Annotated in this window: 25 protein-coding genes; 5 read left to right on the plus strand and 20 right to left on the minus strand. The window is 43.6% G+C overall.

The features are described 5' to 3' along the window. Positions 1-113 precede the first annotated feature (113 nt). From J7I93_RS13050 to J7I93_RS13060, 3 genes are all read right to left on the minus strand, one after another. The gene (locus J7I93_RS13050; protein WP_214726295.1) at positions 114-443 is read right to left on the minus strand and encodes a hypothetical protein; all 330 of its coding nucleotides are present in this window, start codon (positions 441-443) and stop codon (positions 114-116) included. 58 nt (positions 444-501) lie between these two features. Next, positions 502-1,044: a general stress protein gene (locus J7I93_RS13055; RefSeq protein ID WP_214726296.1), complete on the minus strand. Its 543-nt coding sequence runs from the start codon at positions 1,042-1,044 to the stop codon at positions 502-504. 273 nt (positions 1,045-1,317) lie between these two features. Then, a complete protein-coding gene (locus J7I93_RS13060; RefSeq protein WP_214726297.1) occupies positions 1,318-1,863 on the minus strand; it encodes a hypothetical protein in 546 nt (181 codons plus the stop codon). Positions 1,864-2,041: 178 nt separating this feature from the next. Between J7I93_RS13060 and J7I93_RS13065 the strand changes: the two genes are divergently transcribed. After that, positions 2,042-3,160: a glycosyltransferase family 4 protein gene (locus J7I93_RS13065; RefSeq protein WP_214726298.1), complete on the plus strand. Its 1,119-nt coding sequence runs from the start codon at positions 2,042-2,044 to the stop codon at positions 3,158-3,160. Beyond that, positions 3,157-4,329, plus strand: a complete 1,173-nt coding sequence (locus J7I93_RS13070; protein ID WP_214726299.1) for a glycosyltransferase family 4 protein — start codon at positions 3,157-3,159, stop codon at positions 4,327-4,329. The genes J7I93_RS13065 and J7I93_RS13070 overlap by 4 nt, the downstream gene beginning before the upstream one ends. Here J7I93_RS13070 and J7I93_RS13075 read toward each other — a convergent pair. The 4 genes from J7I93_RS13075 to J7I93_RS13090 form a co-directional block, all read right to left on the minus strand. Further along, positions 4,319-5,473, minus strand: a complete 1,155-nt coding sequence (locus J7I93_RS13075) for a glycosyltransferase (protein ID WP_214726300.1) — start codon at positions 5,471-5,473, stop codon at positions 4,319-4,321. The genes J7I93_RS13070 and J7I93_RS13075 overlap by 11 nt on opposite strands. A 24-nt stretch (positions 5,474-5,497) precedes the next feature. Continuing rightward, the gene (locus J7I93_RS13080) at positions 5,498-6,184 is read right to left on the minus strand and encodes a glycosyltransferase family 2 protein (protein ID WP_214726301.1); all 687 of its coding nucleotides are present in this window, start codon (positions 6,182-6,184) and stop codon (positions 5,498-5,500) included. 242 nt (positions 6,185-6,426) lie between these two features. Further along, a complete protein-coding gene (locus J7I93_RS13085) occupies positions 6,427-7,620 on the minus strand; it encodes a PDZ domain-containing protein (protein ID WP_214726302.1) in 1,194 nt (397 codons plus the stop codon). A gap of 232 nt (positions 7,621-7,852) precedes the next feature. Further along, positions 7,853-9,304, minus strand: coding sequence for a S41 family peptidase (locus J7I93_RS13090; RefSeq protein WP_214726303.1), 1,452 nt, complete (start codon positions 9,302-9,304; stop codon positions 7,853-7,855). Between the two features lie 461 nt (positions 9,305-9,765). On the opposite strand from J7I93_RS13090, the gene J7I93_RS13095 reads away from it, so the two are divergent. After that, positions 9,766-10,590 (plus strand): manganese catalase, encoded by an 825-nt coding sequence (locus J7I93_RS13095; protein WP_214726304.1) that lies wholly within the window; start codon positions 9,766-9,768, stop codon positions 10,588-10,590. Between the two features lie 88 nt (positions 10,591-10,678). Here J7I93_RS13095 and J7I93_RS13100 read toward each other — a convergent pair whose 3' ends face one another. The 5 genes from J7I93_RS13100 to J7I93_RS13120 form a co-directional block, all read right to left on the minus strand. Further along, positions 10,679-12,010, minus strand: a complete 1,332-nt coding sequence (locus J7I93_RS13100) for a murein hydrolase activator EnvC family protein (RefSeq protein ID WP_214726305.1) — start codon at positions 12,008-12,010, stop codon at positions 10,679-10,681. A gap of 154 nt (positions 12,011-12,164) precedes the next feature. Further along, on the minus strand, positions 12,165-13,058 hold the full coding sequence (gene ftsX / locus J7I93_RS13105) for a permease-like cell division protein FtsX (RefSeq protein ID WP_214726306.1): 894 nt from the start codon (positions 13,056-13,058) through the stop codon (positions 12,165-12,167). Further along, positions 13,048-13,734: a cell division ATP-binding protein FtsE gene (ftsE, locus tag J7I93_RS13110; RefSeq protein WP_214726307.1), complete on the minus strand. Its 687-nt coding sequence runs from the start codon at positions 13,732-13,734 to the stop codon at positions 13,048-13,050. Before ftsE ends, ftsX begins: the two co-directional genes overlap by 11 nt. A gap of 422 nt (positions 13,735-14,156) precedes the next feature. Then, the gene (cccB, locus tag J7I93_RS13115) at positions 14,157-14,507 is read right to left on the minus strand and encodes a cytochrome c551 (protein WP_214726308.1); all 351 of its coding nucleotides are present in this window, start codon (positions 14,505-14,507) and stop codon (positions 14,157-14,159) included. 52 nt (positions 14,508-14,559) lie between these two features. Continuing rightward, a complete protein-coding gene (locus tag J7I93_RS13120; protein ID WP_214726309.1) occupies positions 14,560-15,426 on the minus strand; it encodes a YitT family protein in 867 nt (288 codons plus the stop codon). Positions 15,427-15,899: 473 nt separating this feature from the next. Here J7I93_RS13120 and J7I93_RS13125 point away from each other — a divergent pair, with 473 nt between their 5' ends. Both J7I93_RS13125 and J7I93_RS13130 read left to right on the plus strand, forming a co-directional pair. Then, positions 15,900-17,867 (plus strand): CoA-disulfide reductase, encoded by a 1,968-nt coding sequence (locus tag J7I93_RS13125; RefSeq protein WP_214726310.1) that lies wholly within the window; start codon positions 15,900-15,902, stop codon positions 17,865-17,867. A 3-nt stretch (positions 17,868-17,870) separates the two neighbouring features. Then, a complete protein-coding gene (locus tag J7I93_RS13130; protein WP_214726311.1) occupies positions 17,871-18,521 on the plus strand; it encodes a hypothetical protein in 651 nt (216 codons plus the stop codon). 328 nt (positions 18,522-18,849) lie between these two features. On the opposite strand, the gene larE is transcribed toward J7I93_RS13130, so the two are convergent. The 8 genes from larE to dgoD form a co-directional block, all read right to left on the minus strand. Next, complete coding sequence (gene larE, locus J7I93_RS13135) at positions 18,850-19,677, minus strand: ATP-dependent sacrificial sulfur transferase LarE (protein WP_214726312.1); 828 nt, start codon at positions 19,675-19,677, stop codon at positions 18,850-18,852. Between the two features lie 36 nt (positions 19,678-19,713). Further along, complete coding sequence (locus tag J7I93_RS13140) at positions 19,714-20,358, minus strand: bifunctional 4-hydroxy-2-oxoglutarate aldolase/2-dehydro-3-deoxy-phosphogluconate aldolase (protein ID WP_214726313.1); 645 nt, start codon at positions 20,356-20,358, stop codon at positions 19,714-19,716. Between the two features lie 16 nt (positions 20,359-20,374). Next, positions 20,375-21,331 (minus strand): sugar kinase, encoded by a 957-nt coding sequence (locus J7I93_RS13145; RefSeq protein ID WP_214726314.1) that lies wholly within the window; start codon positions 21,329-21,331, stop codon positions 20,375-20,377. A 5-nt stretch (positions 21,332-21,336) separates the two neighbouring features. Further along, positions 21,337-22,221, minus strand: a complete 885-nt coding sequence (locus J7I93_RS13150; RefSeq protein ID WP_214726315.1) for a fumarylacetoacetate hydrolase family protein — start codon at positions 22,219-22,221, stop codon at positions 21,337-21,339. Between the two features lie 19 nt (positions 22,222-22,240). Next, positions 22,241-23,200 (minus strand): C-terminal binding protein, encoded by a 960-nt coding sequence (locus J7I93_RS13155; protein WP_214726316.1) that lies wholly within the window; start codon positions 23,198-23,200, stop codon positions 22,241-22,243. A gap of 70 nt (positions 23,201-23,270) precedes the next feature. Then, positions 23,271-24,218, minus strand: a complete 948-nt coding sequence (locus J7I93_RS13160; RefSeq protein ID WP_214726317.1) for a U32 family peptidase — start codon at positions 24,216-24,218, stop codon at positions 23,271-23,273. Continuing rightward, a complete protein-coding gene (locus tag J7I93_RS13165) occupies positions 24,215-25,201 on the minus strand; it encodes a dihydrodipicolinate synthase family protein (protein ID WP_214988047.1) in 987 nt (328 codons plus the stop codon). The genes J7I93_RS13160 and J7I93_RS13165 overlap by 4 nt, the downstream gene beginning before the upstream one ends. Then, positions 25,146-26,294, minus strand: a complete 1,149-nt coding sequence (gene dgoD / locus J7I93_RS13170) for a galactonate dehydratase (protein ID WP_214726318.1) — start codon at positions 26,292-26,294, stop codon at positions 25,146-25,148. The genes J7I93_RS13165 and dgoD overlap by 56 nt, the downstream gene beginning before the upstream one ends. Positions 26,295-26,415: the final 121 nt, after the last annotated feature.

Here is a 26,415-nt window from a genome sequence, read left to right on the forward strand (position 1 = left end):
ATATGTTCTATACGAACAGCATTTCTAAAAGGTTTCAGAAATAGACTAAAAAACACCAGTCACTTCCCATAAAAAACAGCGCCTGCTTGTCGCAGACGCTGGCCTCCAGCTAATTATTGTCCTTCTTCCTCACTTGAATTATCTTCTTCAAGATTCAGGTTTTCCTCTTCAACTTCTGATCCATCTTTCTCGACTTCCGCTTCCTCAACTGAATCGGCATTCATGTCCTTGTCTTCTTCCTGATCTAAGTCTCCAACATTATCTGTAGAGTCTTCAGAGTTGGTTTTTTCTGTGTTAGTGTTGGTTTCCTCTTTATTTTGGTTTTCTACCTCAATTTCTTCAGTTGCTGGCTCTTCCGTATCCTCTTGGGCACCTTCCGCACAGCCGCCCAATATTAAGCCTGCTCCTAACGGAAGTGCCAGAAGGAAATTTTTCTTTTTCATCTCATATCCTCTCCTTCGTTAGTGTTGTGGCTATATTGGTTTTGCTGCCTGAACAATTTTATCTCACTACATACATATCAGTGTTTAATGAATGAGACTCGGTAAAGTTTCGTTCGATTTCTGATCTTTGCTCTTCGTCTACTTCAACCATTAAAAGGATATTGCCATCCTTCACATATCTTTCGTACTCTTTTGCATCCTCTTCCGGTATTCCTGCACCTGTCAGCGCACCGACAATTCCGCCGCCAGTAGCTCCAATTGCTGCACCGCTTAATGTTGTCGCCAACGGACCAGCTGCGGCAAGTACTCCAATTCCCGGGATTGTTAGAAGGCCGACTTCGGCAATCAAGCCAACGATTCCACCTAGTACCCCGCCAGTTCCGGCGCCGATTCCAGCACCCTTGCCGGCATTTTTTCCTCGGCCCGAACTTTCATCCAAAACATCTACATCTGTTCTTTCCTCAATTTCATTAATTTCATCATCATTTTTGGCAAGAACTGAAATATGTTCGGTATTAAAACCCGACTCTTTTAGTCTTTCAATTGCAGCAACTGCTTCTTCCGAGTTTCTAAATACTCCACCAACCATTGTTTTTTCCATTTTAAAATCCTCCTTATTTGTGTACTATTTTTCAACCTCAATTATCTTTTAGCCTTTTTTATCGCTACATTTATCCCATACCCGGCATAATATCCCATAAACATGTCCACTTTTCACCTGACAAAATCATAAAAATATCTCCCAATGCGAAATTGGGAGATTGTTTTTGAGCATACCTTTTATAAGAGTAAATTAGGCTAAAACACATAAAGAGGCGCCACTGCGGCTTTTTGTTCTCCTTCCTGTATTTTTGCAGGAATTTAATGACCTATCCTAACACCAGCAATCCTCGCCCTCGCATACTGTGAAATCTTTGTACCGGAACAAAGTAGCCGAGTCTGCCTGTTCCAAGCCTGGTTCACTTGGGTTAAAGATACTTCCCCCCACAACGGAGATTTCGAGGAGTCCGCAAACCGGTTCACCTGTGCGGTCACTAATCTTAAAGTCACCTTTTGCAGAAATACGATAAACAGCATTTCTCTCATCTTTTCCCAAAAGGCAGGCTTCCGGAATATCTCTTTCAATTCTTGTGCATGTATGTGGCTTTAGCTCAAATGTGCCAAGATTGTAATCCTTTTCAGGTATGTTCTTAAATACCCTTAGACCATCCTGTTGGATCATGGGTGCCTGCGGCTGGAGACAGACTCCCAGTTTCACTGACGCACGTAATCTTTTAGACGTTGGGTTTTTTAAAATAATGATGATCCTGTCATTATCCCTTCCAACCTGATACTCACAATCTGTTTCCAAGGGAATAAGAAACGGACCCGTTGTGATTTCCGGCATCTGAAAATCATTATGTTTTTTATTGCTCAGCATTTTAAATCGCTCCTTTAACTTTTTGCCGTAAGAGACATACATTAAATTAACAATGGAGAATCTATTTCGGATAAACATGTCCTTGTTATATTTAATGCTTCATAAGCGCTAAATGAGCAGGCGATATAATAGTCTATTTCATTATTTTTCAGAAAAAAGTTAGGTGAAAGGAGCATTTATGAGAATCGGAATCAATCTTCTGAACCTTTCGCAGGAGCGGTTTGGGGGAGTCGAGCAATATATATCTAATTTAGTAAGATGTCTGGCGGAAAGCGAGGAAGAAATAAGGCTATTTTTATTTCTAAGAAATCCCTTTAGAGATCTATTTCCTGATTCCAACGCCAGGATAAAAAAGGTGTTATTTAAAAGATTAAGAGATGTATCCGACATTCATAAAGCGATCCATGAAAATCAATTGGATGTTTGGTTCTGTCCTTTGCATAAATCCTATCTTTCTAATATCAGGATTCCAGTTGTGGCTGTCATCCATGATGTCCTCCATACATCCTATCCCGATTTTGTCTCAGGCGATCTGGAATGGAATAATCAATATTATCAGAAATTCACCCCAAACTTTGATGCAATGATTACTGTTTCATCTTTTTCAAAGGAGGCCATTGTCCGGAACCTGGGAATTCCTGAAGAAAAGATACATGTGATTTATGAAGATGCACCGTCCGTTTTTAGTTCACCGCCTGATCTGAAGACGAAGGAAGCAGTACGTGAAAAATACAGATTACCCGATGCCTATGCATTTTATCCAGCTAGCTATAACCCTCATAAAAACCATCACAGCCTATTAAATGCCTTCCTTCTTCTAAAGGAAAAATACAATATGCCGCTCTCTGTTGTTCTCACAGGATATTTTTATAAAGGAAATAAGGTTTATGAGGAAGTACTGCAATTCATTAAGAAAAATAAGCTAGAAGCTTTTGTTAAACTTCTTGGTTATATTCCTGCCAAAGAGATGCCATACCTTTATTACAATTCAAGCTTTATTGTTTTTCCTTCTCTTTATGAGGGATTTGGCATACCGCTTGTGGAGGCGATGAAAACCGGCACTCCTATTGTTTGCTCGGACCGAGGCAGCATCCCGGAGATTACCGGAGGAGCTGCACTCATGTTTAATCCAGAAGATCCTGAGGAAATGGCTTTGCAAATGCTGCAGGTCCATGATAAGAAGCAGGAACTGATTAAAAAAGGGGCAGAAAGGGCCAAAACCTTTTCATGGAAAAAGAGTGCCCAAGATACCTTAGCCGTCTTCCGCAGCGTTTTGTCACAGGAGAGGTCCTCATGAAGAGAATTCTGGTAGTAAACCATTTTCCTGTCGTAAATCCGCCCATCAGCGGAGGTACCTTGAGATACTTTCACCTTTATAAAGAGCTTAGCCGTTACTATGACATTACTCTTCTATCCCAAACCAAGGGCAGGAAGGAAGGTCTCTTTCATTACACGCCCTCGTTCAGGGAATATAAGGTCAGGAAAGACTCATTATTTGATGAGGTCAGAAGGAAACTCCCAAGCAGCATCCCACTTTACGAACTCGGATTGATTGTGAATATGGAGCTGGCAAAGCATGACACCACGTTTAAAAAACAGTTCGAACGCTTCTATGAAACCAGCGATCTCATTATCCATGAATCCCCTTTTTTGCTGGGGTACGATCGGTTCCTGGGCATTGATGGCAAACCCAGAATCTACAATAGCCATAATCATGAATACCATTTGGCAAGTCAGCTTTGGAAAGATGAAAATTCAAAAGCCTATCTGCCTGATGTTTTTAAGCTGGAACAGAAGCTGGGGGCAGAAGCCGATTTGATTTTTACTACATCCGAAACGGAACGAAATAGCTTTATTAAAGTCTATAAAGCTGCGCCAGCTAAAGTAAAGCTGGCTCCTAATGGAATCCATCCAGGTGAATGGCTTCCCCCTGAAAAAAATGCCAATGAAAAACCAGTCGGGCTTTTCATCGGCTCGGAGTATCCGCCTAATATTGATGCTGCCGGATTTATTGTAAATGAACTTGCCAATAAGTGTCCGAAGCTTGATTTTGTCATTGCCGGGGGATGCAGCAATCCCTTTTCAAAGATTAGCAGGGCAAATGTCCAATTGTTGGGCAGAATCCCCCACCAAAGCAAATTAAGACTCATAGCTTCATCGAACTTTGCGCTTAACCCCATGTTTACAGGGGCTGGCATTAACATAAAAACGCTTGAGTTTCTATCAGCCGGCCTGCCTCTCTTCTCGACCGCTTACGGAATGCGCGGGTTAAACGCTGTTGCCGAAAAGCATTATATTCCTGCCCAAAAAAATGATTTTGCCGAAAAGCTAAACCAATCTGTTCACAATGAAAAGCGTTTAAGCCAAATTGCCTTATCGGGTCAGCAATACATTAATAAAAATTATTCGTGGCAGTCGATCGCCAAAAAAATGCAGAATGATATGGCGAAAACCCTTAATTTTTAGCAAGGGTCTTTTTAATCGCTGCTTTTAATAAGACACCAGCATCATCCCAGGAGCGCGAGAGCATATCGATTCTGCCCTTAGCTCCTTTTTTCTGGCAAAGATGCGGATTTTCGAATGCAGTTCTCAATTTCTTTTTTAAATCTCCGATATCCGCTTCTGCCCATAACTGCCCTTCTCCTTCAAATAAGTCCGAATACAATTTAGAGATGGCGTTTTCTTTGCCTTTCCCGGGATGACTAAGCTTATAATCTACTAAAAACGAATTTTCTTTGTTCAGAAAATCCATATGCCCTCCCCAGCTTACTGCCATTGCCGGAGTTCCGCTGGAAAGTGACTCCAAATACGGGAGTCCCACGCCCTCTCCTCTTGAAGGAAGAACAAAAACATCGCCAAGTGTATATAAACCCTTTAATTCCTCTTCAGGAAAAACCCCGGTCATGATATAAACAGGGGCTGTGTCTTCGCCAAAACCGTTATTTCTTTTGTATTCAGAAATAGCACTTAAAATCCATTTGCGCGAAGCCCCATATGTTTTAATGATCAGCAAGACCTTCTCCTTCTGGCTGAACTCCTCCCAATAGGCTTTTAAAAGGCCTTCAGGGTTTTTACGGTGCTGAAAATCAAATACAGATAGGAAAACAAACCTGTCTTCCGCTTCCTTAATAGACAGTTTTGGAATGTTAGGATGAAAAGCTTCCGTATCTGCTCCATGGGGAATGTGGAACGCGGGAACAGACACACCACTGTCCTGGATGGCCTTGATGTTTGCCGTACTGGGAACACAGACAGCATCAAATAAATGAATCATCGGGATCCATTGGCTTGGTATTTTATTTGTTTCCCAAACCGTATTCAGGATCATATGGTCGAAATCTTTCTTCTCCTCTCCCAGTGTGATGTTGCTAGGAGGAGAATGATAAATGAGTATTTTCGATTTATGAGCTGCATAAGGTTTTTCAATCAGTTGTGCCAGCCGCTCCCTTTTCTTCTGGTCACTGAACTTATAAGGAAAGTTCCAGGTGTAGGGCTCTATTTTGATATCTGCGCCTTGCCGGTCCAAGGCCAGTGCATACTCTCTGCTTGCTGTTCCATAACCGGTAGCATCCAGAACCGGCCCCCTCCAGACAACCTGATAATCGCTCATGATATTCAACTCCAGACACATTGATTAACCTTCTGCAAAAGGCCTGAAATCCTCTGTTTCACATACCATTGAAGACTTTCTTAGCAGAATGTGATTCCCAATATTCCACGTATGATGTCCCGGCTGTGAAAAACGCAAGCAAACGTAATGGTACTTATCTCCTGAAAATATCTTACACTGTTTTTTTGCACACTCACTTAGAAAAAAAGTATCTTCGCCAAGGTTTAAGGCTGGAAATCTGGTATGTTCCCAAACCTCTTTTTTAAAAACAAGAGTAGCTCCCTTTATCCCCTGTTTTACAAAAATATTCTCTTTGCCGGGTTTATGGACAGCCAGCACCTTTTCATTTTCAAAGTACATAAAAATGGTTCTTTTTCCGATGATATCAGCCTTGGATCTTTCAAGGGCATGGATTGAATTTACCAGATAAGCTGGGGCATAGTAATCGTCATCATCAAACTTCGCAATGGTGTTATACCTCGCTTTTCCAATTCCAAGATTGAGGCATTCACCCAGAGTCCTATCTGAGTGGACTTGAAAAATGGAGACATTCTCGGTTTGTTTAGCCCTTAACCTCCATTTTTCAATGTCAATCTGATCATTGTTTAGTATCACAATCAGTTCCTTTTGAGGACAGATCTGACTTTCATAGTTGCGAAAAACATTTTCGATAAACTCCTGCCTCATCGAACAGCAAATGATAGAGACCATGAAAATCCCCCTTTTATTTACAGAGCCTCACCGCTTCTTCCCAGGATTCTGCAATCACATTCTCCCCAAGCTGCTCGGTCAGTGAACCCCAATTCCCTATATCCCCTTATTAAGAGAACCCCCTTTTTGATATTGTATGAGTTATAAGGGTTTCCGATATAGTCATTAGGCCAGTGAGGTGGATATCAGGAGCACGAAAAAAGCACCCCTTTTAAAAGGAGTGCCTAAGAATCGTATCATAATCAAACCGCTTCACTATCCCACTTCTTCTCATCCTGCACGAGCAGCAGCCCCAGCTCGTGGTGGTCACCTTCGTAAAGAGCACGCTGGACGAAGCGAATCTGGCCATTTGCATCAATCACTTCAAGCTTGCAGTGCGCCCCGTTCTTTTGCAAAGCTTCATAAAATCCTTTTTCATCATGAATCTTCACGCCGTTTACTTTCGTGACAACTTCACCAACCTGAAGGGCCATTTTATCTGCTGGCGATTCCGGCACGACCCCAAGAACCATAATACCCTGATTACGCTTGGAAAAATAAAATGGGGCATGGTCCTCTGACATACGCTGGCGAAGGGATATAAATTCTCTTCCGATAATCGCAAGCGCTACAACCCCTACAGCTGCAAGCGGATACCAGTAACCGGCCGCTGACAGCAGCAAAAGCAGCGAGCCAAACGCAATGATCCTTTGGCCAAGAAGCTTGACTGCTTCCTTAGGAAGTGTTCCCTGGACCCGCTGATAGAAGCCGATCGCGAACGGCACCAGGATTAGCGAATAGGAATTACCGCCCATCTCGAAAACCGGCCACCACTCGAACGGCATTTGGAGGGCTTGTCCTGGAATGAGCAGAAAAACGGGCACCATCCAAAGCCTTTTTGCCTCATGGATGCCGATTGTTTGCCCGCGCTTGCTTTTTACAAGTTTAGGAGATGTGTCCTTCCGTCCATTTTTAGAGATAAGGAAGCCCTCCACTATTACGAGCATGGCAAGCAGCACTGCGATGGCTGGAAAGATCGAATCCTCTGCAGATATCACTGATTTTGCGAAAGACGGCAATGGCCATTGCTGCTCAACCGCAAACATCGTCACAAAAAAGGCGAACCCCAGCGTATAAACCGGCGCCATCCATCTTACTTGTGTCGTGAAGCTCCACAGGAATGTAAGGGCAGCAGTAAAGACAACTGTTTCCATTGGGATAACGAGTCCAGCTCCAACCACAACGATGGATACCGCCATACCGGCCAGCAGACCAAGCGGGATGAGCTGCCTCAGTTCATAATAGGCATTCTCCGCACGGACCGAAAAGTCTTTACGCTCACGCTTTACACGGGAAACACCCAGGTATGCGGCCACAAAAATGAGAAAATAAAATACAGGATTTAATAACAGCTTACCCGTCCCTTTCAAAAACTCAAAAATCCACTCCTCAACCAAACTTGCCACCAGCCTCTATAAAGAATTTCACAAGAAATTATGTATCTGCCAGAAAGATCTATTACTCTATATTCTACCAAACCCCCCACTCAAAACCTATCACAAACTCACCCAAAAACAAAAATAGCAGAAGGAAAAATCCTCCTGCTTGAAAATGGGTACCAGGTACCTATGCAATTCCTAAAAAATTATGATGGAGATTCGACAAAATTCGGGTGGTACCTGGTACCTCCTATTGCGCGATGTACCTCAGGGCTGTTTGCAGCTGGAGGTCGTTTTGTTCTTTTTTCATTTCTTCGATGGCTGTTTGTTCGAGAGCAGATGCTGTTTCTTTGTCGATTTGGCCGGTTGGTTCCAGTTCTTTTTGCTGTTGGAAGGCTTTGACGGCAATGGCTGTGGATTCACTGTAATAGCCATCTTTGCGGCCCGGTTCGTATCCCAGCCCCTCCAGGATTTCTTGCGCGTTTTTCACCATTTCGTTGTTCATATCTACCACTAAAGGCTTTTCCACCTGCAGAGGGTGTGTGTGATAGATGTCAGGCTGTTTGACCTCCAGAGTTGGTTTAATGCCTTCTTTATGGATCCAATTTCCATCCGGTGTCAGCCATTTAAATAATGTAAGCTTTATATTGCTTCCATCGCCCATTGCCACAGGCTGCTGGACGGTTCCTTTTCCAAAGGTATTTTCCCCGATTAAGGTATATCCTTGAGCTTCCTTCAAAGCACCGGCAAGAATTTCCGATGCTGATGCACTGCCTTTGTCGACTAATACAGCAATTGGATAGTCTTTAGCCTTTTCCAGCGTAGAGAAATATCTCAGCTTCTCTCCGTTTCGTTTTTCAATCTGCAGATAAGGTTTTTCGGACGTCACGAGTTCCTTGAGGATTTCCTGCACAGAGGAGAGCAGGCCGCCCGGATTTCCACGTACATCAATGACAAGCCCCTCAATCCCATCCTTCTCCATTTCCTTCAACTGCTTCGCAAACTCCTTAGAGGTGTCTTCTGAAAAAGAGGTGATTTCCGTGTAGCCAACCTTTTTGCCACCCTGGTTTTTAACGTCTGAAAATACCGTGATTTGCGGTATCTTGTCCCTTTTGACCTCGACAGTTAATGGCTCCCTTAACCCTTGCCGGGCAATTTCGAGCTTTACTTTCGTTCCTTTTTCCCCTCGGATTTTCATCGTAGCTTTATATAAGTCCAATCCCTCAATACTTTCTCCGTCCACTTTCAAAATTTCATCTTTGGGCTTTAAACCGGCTTTTTCAGCAGGCGAGTCTTTGAAAGGAGAAACAATGATGATTTTTCCCTCCACCATGCTAACTTCCGCCCCAATACCTTCAAAGGAGGATTCAAGCGTATCGCTAAATTGCTTCGCCGTTTCTTCATTCATATAAACCGAATAAGGATCCTTTAGTGTTGCGAGCATTCCTTGAATGGCACCCTCTACAAGCTGCTTCTCTTCCACCTTTTCTACATAGCTTTTTAAAATCAGCTGGTAGGCCGTCTCTACCTTCTCTATTTTCTCTTCATCTATCGGAGTATTATTTTCAGCTGAATCTATTAACTGGTTTTCGGCTCCTGCATTTGGGTTTTCCTTTGTCAGCCACTGCATGCCCGCATATGTACCGCCCGCTCCTGTCAGCAATGAACTTGTCATTAGCAGGACTATCCATTTTCTGCTCATCTCCATCTTCCTTTCCGGCTGCATTTTGTATATATTTTGAGCCTCAGAGAATTATTTCTTCTGTTCTTCATGCAAATTTTCTTATATATGAAAAGAAGATCTGCATCTTTCGAACTCATGACAGCTTCTTTTCATGGATTTTATAAAAATATTCATTTTATGCACCACTTTTGCACCTTTCTGCTTCACTTTTTGTTTTTATGCATCACTTACAATCGAATATGCGCCACTTTTTCATTTTATGCGTTACTCCTTGATCTCAAGGCAATCGTGCAGGCAGAACACTGGTCAGCTTCCAACGAAAAAACACCCTGCAAAGGAAAGCGGGATGTCTTTGCTCATTCCATCCTATGTTGGGATTGGACGAGTTATGATTTCTTTTAACAGTTTAGTAAAAGCACTTTATTTCCAGAAACGAATAATATGGGTTGGATGAAAAATAAAGAGAGGGATGTGTGCCAATGTTTTACCATGTGAAGGAATTGCAATACAACGCCAAGCCTGAACGGCCAGATTGGGTCTATGCAAAAAAGCTGCAGGAGCTGATTGGCGGCCAATTTGGGGAAATGTCTGTGGCTATGCAGTATCTTTTTCAAGGCTGGGGAGCCAGAAAGCATGATAAGTACCGGGACTTGTTGATGGATACAGGAACTGAAGAGCTCGCCCATATTGAGATGCTCGCCACCATGATAGCCCGGCTGCTGGACGGAGCTCCTGTAAAAGAACAGGAGAAAGCGGCACAGGTTCCGGTTCTGGCTGCCATTTTGGGCGGAATGAATCCCCAGCATGCGATTGTATCCGGACTTGGTGCAATGCCAGTCAATAGTGTCGGCGTCCCATGGCAAGGGGGCTATATTATTGCCAGCGGAAACCTGCTTGCTGATTTCCGCGCCAACTTAAACGCTGAATCCCAGGGAAGGCTTCAGGCAGTTCGTTTATACGAAATGACTGATGACCGCGGAGTAAAAGACATGCTTTCATACTTAATTGCCCGTGATCGCATGCACCAAAACCAGTGGCTTGCAGCCATTAAAGAACTCGAAGCACAGGAAGGAAAAACCGTGCCAAGCACATTCCCAAAAGAGCTTGAGAAAGAGGAATTTTCCTATGTGTTTATGAATCTGTCAAGAGGGGATGAAAGCAGCCAGGGCCGCTGGGCTTCCGGCCGCAGCATGGACGGCCAGGGAACATTTAAATACCTGCAGGAAGTCCCGCCGTTTGCATCTGCACCTAAATTAAAACCTGCTCCTCCATATATTCATGATACGCCGCCAAATGTAAAATAATATAATGACGGGGCATAAATAGGATTAAAGTCCCTCTATACGGGTAAAAGAAAAGTGGAAGAAGCTAAGCTCCTTCCACTCAGTATTTTTATAGAGGCACGATGCCAACTGGATTAATCGCATTTGTTTTGCCTGCATTCCAAGAACCTCTGTGAAGCTCAAAGTGTAAATGCTGGCCATAGGATTGTCCAGTGTTACCCATGATCCCGATTTGCTGGCCTTTTGACACTGTCGCACCAGAACCGACAGAGCGGCTTCTCATATGTGCATAAACAGTCGTGTAAGTTTGTCCGCCAACTGAGTGGGCAATAAAGATAGCATTCCCGTAGCTGCTGGAGTAATAAGAACGGATTACAACACCGTCAGCAGCTGCTACGATTGGAACCGTTCCGCCTGCAGCAATATCCACACCAAAGTGGTCACCTAATGAACGGCTGCCAAACCCTGAAGAAAGTCGTCCAGAAGCTGGTCTTGTCCAGGCTCCGCCTGATACTGCTGGCGCTGGGGCTGGAGAAGAAACCTGTGGAGTGCTATTGCTTGAACTGCTTTTTGCAGAAGAAGAACTCTTCTTTTTAGCTGCTTCTTGGGCTGCACGCTGTCTTGCAAGTTCTGCTTGTCTAGCTGCTTCAGCCTGTCTTGCCTGCTCAAGCTGAATAGCTTTTTGAAGCGCTGCTTCCTGGGCTGCAAGAATTTCTTTTTCTTCCGCAAGTTCCATTTTCGCAGCATGCATATGCTCTTCCTCTTTCTTTAAGGAAGCCAATAACTTATCTTTTTCAGCTTTTTGTGCGTTTAAGCTCTTTTTCATATTTTCAAGCTCGGCGCGCATTGTTTCTAAAGAAGCAAGCTCTTCTTTAACCTGAGCCTGTTTTTGTTCCAATGCATCTTTATCAGCCTGATGCTCTTTTAGAATCCCCTGGTCAGCTTCCACAATTGTAGCAACTGCACCCACACGCTCAATGAAATCTCCGAAGCTCTGTGCTCCCATTAATACATCGATATAGCTTACCATTCCGCCCGTTTCCTGATAGTTGCGGGCACGGTCTTTCAAAAGCTCATTGCGCTTTTCGATGCGTTCTACCAAAACTTTAATTTCGCCTTCAAGCTTTTTAATTTCCTGTTTTGTAGCCGTGATTTGTTTGTTTTTTTCTTCAATTTTCGCCAAAGCATCGCTGATGGCCTTATCAAGGCGCTGAATTTCGCTTTCTACTGACTTTTGCTCGCCTTGGATCTTATTAATCTGTTGATCTGTCGTATTAATCTTTGATTCTACTCCAGAGCGCTCTTGGTTGATCTTATTTTTTTGGCTGTTTAACTCATTTAATTTATTGGCCGCAACCGCCGTGTCAGCAGGCAGTCCGACTGTTATGCTGCCAAACCCCAAAATGGCAGCTAATGATAAGGTTATAATGGATTTCTTCAATTTTCCGATTTCTCCTTTCAATGAACACCATATGTACAGGTCAATCGTTCAATTTTAACCGTTATTTTGAAACATTTCTCTCTATTAAATCGTCTATTATATGAGGCTTGAAGGTGCCTGAAAAGGTTTCCCCCCGCAGGCCCTTCAAAGCTGGTTACACTTTAAGGAACTTTCTCACTGACATTAAGCTTCCCCATACACCAATGAGCGCACCCATTAGAATAAGAAGGCCGGAAACCTGGTAAATGAACGGGCTGAATTCCAGCAGCCTGATAAAATGACCCTCAAGCTTTGGAGCCAGGTAGTCATATGCATAATAATAGGCTGTTGCAACAAGCCCGATTGGAATAATGGCTCCAAGCAATCCAAGCCATAAGCCTTCCAGGAAGAATGGCCATCTGATAAAGGCATTGGTTGCTCCTACTAATCTCATAATCTCGATTTCTCTTCTTCGCGACATGATGGTAATTTTAATCGTGTTTGAAATCAGGAACATGGCTGTAAATAGGAGGCCGACAATCAATACCAGACCTACGTTCCGGCTGGCATTAATAAACTTGAAAAGCTTTTCAACTTGTCCCTGCCCGTATTTTACTTTTGATATATATTCCATTTTTTCAATTTGCTTTGCTGCTGTCATTGTATCTGTCGGTTTTTTCGTCTTTACGATAAATACATCGTTCAACGGATTATCCTGTTCGAACAGTTTGAAGGCTTCCCCTTCTTCACCAAGGCTGTCTATCAAATTATCAAGCTCTTTTTCCTTAGTTGAGTATTCGACTGTTTTGACTTCGGGTATTCCTTCGATTTTTTGCCGTAAAACTTGCTGATCCTGCTCATTTGCAGCAACATCGATGTGAACGCGGATTTCCACGTCCTCTTCAATGGTAGTCGCCACCTTGTTGAGATTCATCATAATGACGAAAAATACGCCAACCAAAATAAGGGTTACTGTTACCGCACTTGCCGAAGCGAATGTCATCCATCCATTACGGCCGAGGCTTTTAAAACTTTCACGGAAGTGCCGGCTTAATGTTCTAGCTTTCATAGCCGTAATCACCTCTTTGCTCGTCACGTACGATCCGGCCGCCTTCAATGGCAATAACACGGTTTTTAATCGTATTAACAATTTCTTTATTATGAGTTGCCATGACCACAGTCGTTCCTCTCGTGTTGATTTCCTCGAAGATGTTCATGATTTCCCATGATGTATCCGGGTCAAGGTTACCTGTAGGCTCGTCCGCTATCACGACCTTCGGAGAATTGACAATCGATCTGGCGATGGAAACACGCTGCTGCTCTCCGCCTGATAATTCAGTCGGAAGCATCCGTGCTTTATGCTTAAGATTTACAAGCTCCAGTGTTTCCATAACTTGCTTTTTTATCGTTTTAGGATGTTCTTCTATTACTTCAAGGGCAAAAGCTACATTTTCATATACAGTTAATGTAGGCAACAGTTTAAAGTCCTGGAAGACTACGCCGATTTTTCTTCTTAAAAGTGGAACTTTTGTACTTCTCAAAGTAGCAAGGTTCACTCCATCTATCGTTATCATCCCGCTGGAGGGCTTCTCTTCCCGGTACATCATCTTGATAAAGGTTGATTTACCGGCTCCGCTTGGACCTACAACGTACACAAACTCACCCCGTTTGATATGGACGTCAATTCCGCTGGCTGCGGTCACGCCATTCGGGTACCTCTTATATACGTCTTTCATTTCGATCATATATATCACCTAGTATCTAGTGTGTATTAAGAATTAAAGAGATTTTGCTCTTTTCGCTAAAAAACGACATCCTTTCGACATAGAGGATGACACAATATTTGTAAATACTCCCTTTTTAGCCATCTAAAATTCTCACACAACCCATTATAACATCATAGTTTGTCAAAATAACGGAAAAAATTATTACAGTTTCTTTTCAAACCTGTAATTTTTTGTTACTTTTTACCTGTGTTTCATTTTAATTCTAGTTATTTATTCACCCATTCGACGATGTTTTCCTGTTTTTAAGGTGTGGAAAAGTCGTTTTTTGCAGATTTTTTTCACTTGAAATTTAAAATCCTTGTAATATAGGGGAAAATAAAAAACGTCCTGATTGTTTCAGAACGTTTTCATGCCGGACTTGCTGTCGTCCTTTATTCTAATTATTTCTTGCCTGCCAGCCAAGCAGCTACTTGTGAAGCTTCCTCACCTTGAAGCAAGCCTGCAGGCATAGCTCCTTTACCGTTGGCAATCGTGTTCTCAATGTCCTCTTGGGAAAGGTTTGCACCAATTTTGTCAAGTGCAGGCCCTACACCGCCTTCAAGATTGGCACCATGGCAGCTTGAACATTTTTGGTCATAAAGCTTTTGTGCATCTCCGGCGTCAGCAGTTGTTGTTTCTCCGCCGCCATTTGTTGCAGTATCCTTCTCTTCAGTTGCTTCGTCTCCACCGCCGCCGCACGCAGCAAGTACTAGTGAAGTACCCATTAGTAATGCTAGTAGCTTCTTTTTCACCAATAATTCCCCCTCAGGAAAAAATACTAAATACAGCTATATTATACCAACACTATGCTCTTTTGAAACCCTCGCCCAGCACCTCGGAAGCATCCGTTACAATGATAAATGCAGTATGATCAATGCTTTGAACCAGTTGTTTCAATTTTGTGAACTCTGTCTGATCCACAACACACATCAGGACAGGGCGTTCATGATCGGTATATCCGCCGTATGCTGATAGTTTTGTCACACCTCGGTCAATTTTATTCAAAATTCCTTCACGAACTTCAGATTGTTTTTCCGTAATAATCATAGCCATCTTCGTCCGGCTGAATCCCAGCTGTACTAAATCAATGGTTTTACTAGTGACATACAAGGCGATCAATGCATAAAGCCCTTGTTCAATGTCAAAAATAATCGCTGCCGACAGCACAATCAGTCCATCTATAAGCGCTACACAGGTTCCGAGAGATAAGCCAGTATATTTATTAATAATCTGGGCGGCAAGGTCTGTCCCGCCTGTTGATGCTTTACCCCTGAAGACAATTCCTAAACCAAGGCCTACACCGATTCCGCCAAAAAGGGAAGCCAATAATGGATCCAGAGTCCAGGCTTCAAAGTCCTTTGTTAAAAAAACGACAAACGGCAGAAAAATGGTACCGGCAAGCGTTTTGGCACCAAATTGCTTACCGAGTAAAATAACTCCGGCTATAAAAAGCGGTATATTAAAAGCCCACTGCACGTAAGCCGGTTCCCAGCCAGCAACCGCATCTAGAATCGTACTGATCCCGCTTACTCCCCCAGACGCAATCCGGTTTGGCAGCAAGAAAACATTAAAGGCTACCGCCACGATTCCTGATCCTATTAAAACGTATAAATACTCCAGCGCCCTTTCCGCCTTTGTACTATATGTATAATCTCTTCTTTTCTTTCCCATCCTCTTCTCCCTCCGGTGTCTCAATCTTATTGAAATTATGAAAGGCAAGCGATGATCATCTAATCGCTCGTCCTGTTTTTACGTCCATGGACTCCCTTTTCAAGGTATTGCTTCCAATTTTACCGTCAGTGAGTATAGCACGGAGTTTTTGCTGTGTAAATGCCAATGAACTGCCGTATTAAAGGATTAAGGCAAGCTGTCTCTCTTGCTTATTTTAGGATGTGAAAGGATTTATCTTTTTATTAGGCTCTGTTAAATTTGCCTGTTGATTTTCCGCTTCAGGCACTCTTGAACAGAGCCTTTTATTAAAAGGGCTTCTTCGTGTTTTTGTGAAATTATGAACATTATATGACAGATCTCCAAAATACCTTTACCGGTATATTTTAATTGTGATATATTTCACATGCAGACAAAAACATTACGAATTCAAACAAACCAATAACTAAAAATACATTCGAAAGAAGGAATGAATCATGGCGAAGAAAATCATTATTGTAGGCGGAGTTGCAGGCGGAGCTACTACAGCGGCACGTTTAAGAAGATTGGATGAGCAAGCGGAAATTATTATGTTCGAACGCGGAGAGTATATCTCTTTTGCTAACTGCGGTCTTCCTTATTATATTGGCGGTGCAATTCCCGAAAGAGATAGCCTCTTAGTGCAAACCGTTGAAGGCATGTCAAAAAAATTTAATTTGGACATTCGGAACTTAAGTGAAGTAACGAAGATAAACCGTGAGAAGAAAACAGTTGAAGTCAAAAACTTGAAAACGGGCTTATTATATGAAGAAACTTTCGACTATCTGGTTTTATCACCCGGTGCAAGCCCAATTAAGCCTCCTATCCCCGGCATTGAAGAAGCCGAAGATTTGTTCACGTTAAGGAATATTCCTGATACGGATAAAATTAAAGCTTATGTCGACGAGAAACAGCCGAAAAAAGCTGCCGTTATTGGCGGTGGTTTTATCGGAATCGAAATGGCTGAAAATCTTTGGGAGCGCGGAATTGAAGTAACATTAGTCGAAATGGCAAACCAAATCATGGCTCCGATCGACTTTGAAATGGCGGCAATCCTTCATCAGCATCTCCGTGAAAAAGGGGTAAAGCTGATATTGGAAGATGGCGTGAAGTCTTTTGAAAATAATGGAAAGCGTATTATGCTAAACAGCGGGATTGCTATTGATACAGATATGATCATTTTAGCAATCGGTGTAAAACCTGAAAGCAAGCTTGCTAAGGAAGCAGGCCTCGAAATTGGCGAACGCGGCGGAATTAAAGTAAATGAACGTATGCAGACAGCTGATTCAAGCATTTTTGCAATTGGGGACGCCATTGAAGTGACAGACTACATCAATAGCAAACCAACGCAAATTCCGCTTGCTTGGCCGGCAAACCGCCAGGGCCGGATTGTAGCAGACGTCATGAACGGTATTGACGCAAAATACCCTGGAACTCTTGGTACATCTATCGCAAAAGTATTCGATATGACCGTTGCCGCTACAGGAAATAATGAAAAAACATTGAAACGCCTAGGCATTTCTTATGACGTGGTTCATGTGCACCCAAGCTCTCACGCAGGCTACTACCCTGGCGCATTCCCAATCGCGCTTAAACTGATCTTTGACCGTGAGACAGGCAAAATTTTTGGGGCCCAGGCTGTTTCTTATGATGGAGCAGATAAGCGCATAGACGTTTTGGCAACAGCCATAAAAGGCGGACTAACCATCTTTGATCTGCCAGATCTTGAACTTGCTTATGCACCGCCATTCTCTTCTGCCAAAGACCCTGTTAATATGGCAGGTTACGCAGCCAAGAATATTGCGGAAGGTCTTGTAGAAACCATTCAGTGGCATGAAATAAATGACCTGATTGAACAAGGCAAAACGGTGATCGATGTACGTGAAGAGATCGAGCGCGATATGGGCTTTATTGAGGGATCCACCAATATTCCTTTAGGCGAGCTGCGTGAACGCCTTGCTGAATTACCGCAGGATGAGGAAATTTATATCTACTGCCAGGTCGGCCTGCGCGGATATCTGGCAACGCGAATTTTAGTGCAAAATGGCTTTAACGTGAAGAACCTTGATGGCGGCTATAAGACCTATTCCTGTGTGTACGATCCAGGTGCGAAAAGCTGCAGCACTACGGAATCTAAAAAAGCAGAAGCTGCCAAGCCTGAAGCTGCAGAAAAAGAAGCTTCCCCTGTAACTGTCCTGAATACATGCGGCCTATCCTGCCCTGGACCGATCATGAAGGTACACAAACAATTGAAAGAAATGAGTGACGGAGACATTGTTGAAGTGCATGCTACTGATCCAGGGTTCACCAAAGACCTGACCTCATGGTGTGCAAAAACCGGCAACACACTAATTCGTACAGATTTTGAAGAAAAGGTTTTTAAAGCGTTTATCAAGAAGGGACAGCAAGTGCCTGTCGGGGTATAAATAATGGATCAGGAAGCTGGCCAGAATTGCGGCCAGCTTTTTGTTTTTCCAGCCGCGGATGTAAGCATGATCTCTCAGTTAATGTGGTATAATGTCGAAAAAGGAGGTGAAAAAATGGAGAAAATTCTTAATGAAATTTTAAGTACTTTAAAAGATCATTCTAAAAGATTTGATTCAATCGATGAAAAATTCGATTCTATTGACGAAAGATTCGTTTCAATCGATGCAAAACTCGTTTCAATCGATGAAAGTTTTAATTCTATAGGCGGAGATCTAGCTGATGTAAAAATACGGCTTGGCAGTGTTGAGGACAAAATAATCAGTGTTGATGGCAGATTAGACAGTGTTGAGGACCGATTAACCAGTGTTGATGGCAGATTAGACAGTGTTGACGACAAATTAGTCAGTGTTGATGGCAGATTAGGCAGTGTTGATGATAGATTACAGACCCTTTCTGAACAAATCGACAACAATGCAACCGAATTTAGAAGCCATTTTAAGCACATTGAAACAAAGCTAGAACAGCATGAAGAAACCTTTCATCTAATTTCTGATACTTTAATAGGTACGCAAATCGATATTGAACACCTCAGCAAAAAGAGCGGATTGCATGAAACAGAAATTAATCAGCTCAAGAAGCGAATTCACTCCTAGCAGCATTCCACTCTGGCAGATAGCTTAATTCCATAAAAAAGAAAAAGCATTTGCCGACTCTAGGTCAGTAAATGCTTTTTTTAATGAAATAAGACAATATTTCTTTTATAAATTCCATTTTTTCTTTTAAAAAACTTCATTTTCTTCAATAATTTATCAGCCGGGTTATTTTAACAAGCTGGCATGAGCCCACCGCATCTATTTTCATTGCTAATTTCTTAATTATCTTCAACTTTGATCATTTTATCATCAACTTCCTTGATATATCGGCAACTCGCCCGTTTTATCGTCAACCAGGTTCATGTGAGAGATATAGAACAAAGAAGCTTTATTTCGCTGCCGAGGATTGCAGCATTTGATTCATGCTGCCGCTCTTATACCCTGTTAAGTCCATAGCCACATATTTAAAGCCAAGCTGTTTCAGCTCTACAGAAACTTGCTCATGGTAGGTAAGGAGGTTTGCCATATCCTGCGGTTCTACTTCTATTCTGGCAATTTCATTGTGAACCCGTACTCTGACCTGCTTAATGCCAAAGCTTTTAATAAATTGCTCAGCCTGATCCACCTTCTTTAGCTTTTCAATCGTAATTTTTTCACCATAGGCTATTCTGGAGGATAAACAGGCAAGCGAAGGTTTGTCCCAATTATCTAGGCCAAGCTCCTTGGATCGGATGCGAATATCCTCTTTTGTTATATCCGCTTCCGCCAGCGGCCCTCTCACATTTCTTTCCATAGCAGCTTTCACGCCTGGACGATGTTCACCTAAATCATCTTTAATAAGTCCAAATGTCAAGTTTTTGTAGCCTTGCTCGATCATAATAGGATAAAGCTCATCGAACAGCCCTTTTTTACAGTAGTAGCATCTGTTCAAATCATTCTCTGCATAGCCAGGGATGGAAAGCTCCGACATCTGTATGACTTGGTGCGGGGCATTTAATGCCTTTGCTATTCGTATCGTTTCCTCCAGCTCAGAGCGAGGGAACGATTCAGAATCGGCCGTAATAGCCAAAACATTTTCTTTTCCTAATGTATCCAATGCCACTTTTAATAAATAGGTACTGTCCACACCACCGGAAAAAGCGATGATGATGCTTTCCATATCTGATAAAATCTTTTTCAGGTGCTGCTCTTTTTCTAAACTGAGGTGTATATCCATAGGTTGTATCCTCCTTTATTAAATGGCTATGAGGCATTATTTACTCGTGACCCAGCCTCCCGCCAATGCAGAAAATTGCTTTGCCTTTTCTGTGAGGGCCAAATAATCCTCATCCGAATGTAGCTTCTTTGCATTTACCAGCGAACTGCCCACTCCTGCAGCCACCGCCCCTGCGTTCAAATAGTCCTGGATATTTTCAACGCCTATGCCCCCTGTTGGCATTAATGGGATATGGGGAAGCGGTCCCTGCAGGCTTTTAAAATAGGAGACACCCATTACATCCGCTGGAAACACTTTGATCAGATCCCCGCCATTTTCATAAGCCGTCAGAATTTCGGTCGGCGTTAGGGCACCTGGAATACTGAGGACACCATAGCGTTTTGCCATTTTAATGGTTTCGGCATTAACGGTTGGCGAAAAAATGAATTCTGCCCCCGACATAATCACTGCGCGCGCTGTTTCCGGATCCAGCACCGTCCCTGCCCCGACGATGACCTCATTTCCAAACTCTTCTTTTACTTTTTCAATTAACGTGCAAACCTTGGGTGTTTCGACTGTAATTTCAAATGTGCTGACACCGCCAGCCTGCAGCGCATGGGCAATGGGCAAAATCTGATCTGGCCGTGCACCGCGAATAACGGCAACAATTTTGCGCTTCTTTAATTCTTCTAACTTGTTCACTGATTTTCCTCCTTTTTTATCTCGTAACATCGTCCAGGCCGCCATTCATAAAAGACGCAAGATCAGATCGATTGGGCAATCCTTCTGCATCGCCATTCACCATGGTTACCATTGCTCCCATCGCATTGCCCCGCCGCACTGCTTCTTCCAGCGCTATTCCGTCCAGCAGTCCTGACAGCACACCCGCTGCAAATGCATCGCCTGCTCCAACCGGATCTACTACCCGCTCTACCGTAAACCCCGGAATTCTTGTCATTGGAAGAGATGAGGAAGATAGCAGCGCCCCTTCCTTGCCCAGCTTCATAATGACTGTTTCAATGCCAAGAGCGTGAAATTGTTCAACATACTCCTCCGGTGTGCCGGTGCCGAATAAGAATTCCGCTTCCGAAATGCCTGGAAGGACAATATCGCTTTCAGAGGCATATTTTTTCAAAAACTGGCGCGCTTCTTCTTCATCTCGCCAAATTTTCAAACGGAGATTTGGATCAAACACAATTTTCGTGCCATTTTCTTTCGCGGTACCGATGGCTTTTTCCAGCATCTCACGGCACGATACACTGAGCCCTGGCGTTATGCCTGTAATATGAAGATATTCAGAATCAGATATGGAGTCCTCCTGCAGCCATTCAGAACTCATTTTGCTGGCGGCGGAATTTTTTCTGTAGTAATAAACACGCGTGTCGTTCAAGCGCCTGAATTCTTTAAAAAACACACCGGTCGGTGCACTTGGATCGCGTGTCACATAAGACACATCCACTCCTTCACCGCGGATGAATGACAGCATGGCATCACCGAATTCATCCTCCCCAAGACGGCTGATCCATCTTGATCGATGGCCGAGACGGCTCAATCCGATGGCAACATTGGACTCTGCCCCGCCGAATTTCATTGAAAAAGAATGGGCATGGCGAAGCATGCCCTCTTCATTCGGTGTAAATAGAGCCATCGTTTCCCCGATTGTTACAACATCCATGTCTATCAGCCCTCTTTCTTCTGTGAATCACCTTTTACGTAATTGGATAAGGTTCCGATATTTTCAATGGTAATACTCATTCTGTCACCGTCTTTAAGCCACACCTTGGGATTCCGGCCCATTCCGACTCCAGGCGGTGTTCCAGTTGCAATTAAATCGCCTGGTCTAAGTGTCATCGACTGTGATAGGAATGAAATGATCTGAGGAATGGTAAAGATTAAGTTGCTTGTATTGGAGTCCTGCATGATTTCCCCATTGAGTTCGAGTGAGATTGCCAGGTTGTGAGGATCTCCAGCTTCCTCGTTTGTCACGATCACAGGCCCTGTTGGAGCAAAGGTGTCAGCTGTTTTCCCGCGGGACCATTGTCCGTCTTTAAATTGCAAATCACGGGCGCTAATGTCATTCATGATGGTATAGCCAAATACGTAATCGTTTGCCTCTTCTTCCGATACCCGCTTTGCTTCTTTCCCTATGACAATGGCCAGCTCGGCTTCAAAATCGACTTCACTTGAATTAATGGGAATCTCTACAGCATCATTATGGCCGGCAATGGCATTAGCATATTTAGAAAAGATCACCGGCGAGGCGGGCGGCTCCATCCCGGTTTCCCTGCAATGATCAATATAATTAAGGCCCACACAAATGATTTTTTCCGGGGCTGGAATCGGCGGAAGAATCTTCACATCAGAGATTGGAAAAACAGCAGCATCACTGTCACGCTGATTAATCAGGTTTTCAGCAAGCGGCAGCAGCTCTTCGCTTTTTTCTATAAAGGTTTTCAGACACTTCGGAAATCGGTCTCCTCCCAGCAAGGTTAAGCTGATGGCTTTCTCTCCCTGAACCACGCCAATATGCTGTTGTAAATGAATGGTGAAAGCAGCTAGTTTCATATTCAGCACCTATCCTTTCTTACGTTAGGGCATAAGGTGTTTTTTCACCTTTTAAAACCTGAACGATATTTTTCGCAGCCTTTTGACGAAGCTCAACCATTGCTTCCTCGGAATACCAGGCACTATGCGGAGTGATGAGTACATTGTCCATATTGAGAAGCGGACTATCTAGGCTAACCGGCTCTTCTTCGGTAACATCAAGGGCGGCACCGGCAATTATTCCTTTTTCAAGCGCTTCTATAAGAGCCGTTTCATCGATAATCGGACCGCGGGCAGTATTAATGATGACGGCATTTTTCTTCATTTGGCTGAAGCGTTCTGCATTTAGCAGATGGAAGGTATCCTTGATAAGCGGTACATGCACCGATAAATAGTCGGCTTCCCGGATGATTTCATCAAGCTCCATTTTTTGAACCCCCACGGCAGCCATATCTTCTGTGGAAACAAACGGGTCGTATGCAGCCGTTTTAAAACCAAGAGGCTTCACCTTTTCAATAAACCGGCGCGGAATGCGGCCAAAGCCAAGAACCCCTACTGTCTGCTCGTTAAAGCGATGAATCGGTACACAGGCTTTGAAGTCCCAGTTGCCTTTTTTCACTTCATTATTTAATAGAGTCACTTTGCGCGCCCATGATAATAAAAGAGCCAGTGCATGGTTCGAAACCTCTTCCATCCCGTAATCCGGAACGTTTGCAACTGTGATGCCTTTTTCATTCGCAGCATCCAGATCAATCGTATTGACACCCACGCCATAGCGGGAAATAACCTTGGCATTTTCAAGCGATTCGATTACAGAGCGCGATATTGGCGCATATTGATTTAAAATCGCATCGGCATGTTTTGCCTGCTCGATAACCTCAGCTTCTGTTTTGCATTGCGCTTTGACGAATTCAATTTCAAGGCCGCTTTCCGCAAATACATCTTCTTCATATTTCAAATTCTCAAATTCATAGTCTGTTAACAGTACTTTAAAAGCCATCCTATTTCACTCCTAATAGATATAGTAAGAAATCCCTGGAACAGCATGGGGCCGCTTCAGGGATCGATTGTTATTTAGCTAACGTTTTTTCAACCTTCGGAATTCCAAGCCCCTCTGCACCAAGCTCTGAGGTTTTTGCTTCCGGATAATAGCGCTCAATCATTTGAACGCCAATGGATGCACGGCGGACACGTTCTTTTACTAATGAAATATTCGTGCTTTCCCATTGCTTTCCTGAAGGGTAAACATCCGGATGATTACGAAGGCCGAATTTAATATAAACGGGAGCCAGCACCCGAATGATTTCCGGGATCTCATAGTAGCGCAGAAATCCGCCGAAATTATCCGGAACCTCTACATACAAATCGATCGGAATATCAATGGCCTGTCGGATCGCAGCCAGTTTAGCCAGCGGCAATGCAGAAGGTACATTGTAGGTATCTGCCCCGATATCCTGCATTAATTTTACGGATACTGGATTAGCCGAGCCCATTTGAACGGAAACCTTCACAACAAAGTCCTCCGGCAGCTGTCCCTTCTTTTTCATTTCTTTTGTTAAAAGAAGGAGTCCTTCATCAGCCACAAGTGCGCCCCTTAAACCAAGTGCGGCACCACGCTTTAAATCTTCCATTGCATAGACGAGCTGATCGGCTCCTTCGTGGCGAAGCGCCTGAGATTTGCCGCCCGATGTAAACGGAGCTGCACTGATATCCCATGTGCCTCGCGGACCTACGAATAAGCTTAATTCCATTCCGCGTTCTGCTGTCAGATCACACATTTCTTTGATTTCTTCATCTGTTTGAAGCATAATGCCGCTTCCCTGGGAGACGCGGTGAATCGTCAAGCCGAGGCGATCGATTTCTTCAAGCGTGGCTTTTAACGCTTCAGGACCTTCAACGCTCGGAATTTCAACCCGGTATTGTGCACCGTCCGGGAATCTTTTCGTCGAAGTCGGCAACTCTTGGAAATCACTGGATGGATAGCCTAATTGTTCAAGCAATTCGCGGGATTCTTTCATGATTGGACGCCTTCTTTCGTTTCAATAGTTTTTAATAGATTACGAACATTTTCACGCAGATCGGCAGGGTATACATCAAACGGAACACGGTGCCCCGCTGCTGTATCAAACCAGCGCTGGTGAACAGCTTCTTTCATCGAGGTAAAAAACGTCGGGCAATAGGTGTAAACATCCATAAGCTTTGAAATCAGCTGATGGTTCCTCTGCGCTTCAGCAAAATCTCCTCTTTGATAAGATTCATATAAATCCACTGATATTTCCGGAGCAAAAACGGCGCTGCCATTAATGCTGCCATCTGCACCGATCATTTGCGCCGGGAGCATATGCTCATCAAAAGCGGAGAAAACAAGGAAATCTGGGCGAACTTTTTTCACCTCTGTGATCACTTGGCGAATGTGGCCAAAATCACCGACAGTTTCTTTAATGCCTGCAATATTCGAATGATCTTTGGCCAATTTAACGATTAGCTCAACAGGCAAATTTTGGCCGGTTAATTGCGGGATATTATAAATAAACACTGGCAGCTCAGTATGGCTGGCAACAGTTGAATAAAAGCGGTAAAGCTGCTCATCGGAAAGCTTCCAGTAGTATGGGCTGACAGCCAGTACACCATCTGCTCCCAAATCTTCTGCATAAGAAGTCAATTCAAGAACTTCCTTGAGCGCAGTATGGCCTACACCAACCATCACTTTTACACGTCCATGGATGTGTTTAATCATTTCCCTTACATAAAGCTTCCGCTCTTCCATTGAAAGAGAAGAAAACTCGCCGGAGCTGCCCATCAACAAAATACCATGAATATTCTGCGAAATTAACTTATCAAGATAGCGTCTGTTTAGCTCCAGATCCAGATTTCCCGCTTCGTCAAATAAGGTGACGACCGGTGGAATAATTCCATGAAAGCCCATTATGTTCTCCTCCTTTTCCTTACCATTCGGCAATGCTGCCATCTTCATGACGCCAAATAGGATTTTTCCAGTCATGTCCGACTTCCGCTGCCTGTTTAACTTTTTCTTCGTTAATATCAATACCAAGGCCAGGCTGATCCGGGATGTTTACATAGCCATCTTTATAGGCAAATACTTCAGGGTTATTGATATAATCCAAAATGTCCATTCCCTGGTTATAGTGAATGCCAAGGCTTTGCTCCTGAATGATGAAATTCGGAGTAGAGGCATCCAGATGAACAGATGAAGCAAGCGTCATTGGCCCCAATGGACAATGCGGTGCAATGGACACATCATAGGCTTCAGCCATCGCGGCAATTTTCTTTCCTTCCAGAATACCGCCTGTGTGGGAAAGATCTGGCTGGATAATATCCACATATCCGTCCTGCAGAAGCTGCTTAAATCCCCAGCGCGTATACATTCTTTCTCCGGTTGCAATCGGACAGGTCGTATGAAGCGCTATTTCACGAAGAGCTTCATTATTTTCCGGCAGCACCGGTTCTTCAATGAACATAGGGCGGTACGGTTCAAGCTCTTTCACAAGTGTTTTGGCCATTGTTTTATGGATGCGGCCGTGGAAATCAACCCCGATGCCAAAGTCTTTTCCGAGCGCCTCGCGAATGGATGCAACGCGTTCAATGACTGCATCCACTTTTGAAAAACTGTCTATGTAGTTCATTTCTTCCGAGGCATTCATTTTAATCGCTTGAAAGCCTTGTTCCTGTTTTTCTTTAGCTGCCGCAGCCACATCAGCTGGCCGGTCGCCCCCGATCCAGGAATACACTTTAATTTTCTGACGCGCTTTGCCGCCGAGCATTTCATAGACAGGTATATTGTAATACTTGCCTTTAATATCCCAGAGAGCCTGCTCAATGCCGGAGATCGCGCTCATAAGAATCGGTCCGCCCCGGTAAAAACCGCCCCTGTACAGTGTTTGCCATATGTCTTCGATGTCATTGGGGTTGCGGCCAATGATATAGTCTGATAGTTCATTGACTGCCGCCTTCACGGTTTCGGCGCGACCTTCAACCACCGGCTCTCCCCACCCGGAAATGCCTTCATCCGTTTCAATCTTTAAAAACAGCCAGCGCGGCGGAACTTTATATAATGAAAGTTTCGTAATTTTCATATGGGCACCTCGCAACATTTTTATAAAAAGGAGATTTCTATTTCGGGAAATCTCCTTTTTATGGTGGTAATCGTTTTTTTGCTTTACTTGTTTAATCGAGTTGAAAATATGAATTTATTAA

The sequence above is a fragment of the Bacillus sp. ISL-47 genome (genome assembly GCF_018613175.1).
Classification (GTDB): Bacteria; Bacillota; Bacilli; order Bacillales; family Cytobacillaceae; genus Cytobacillus.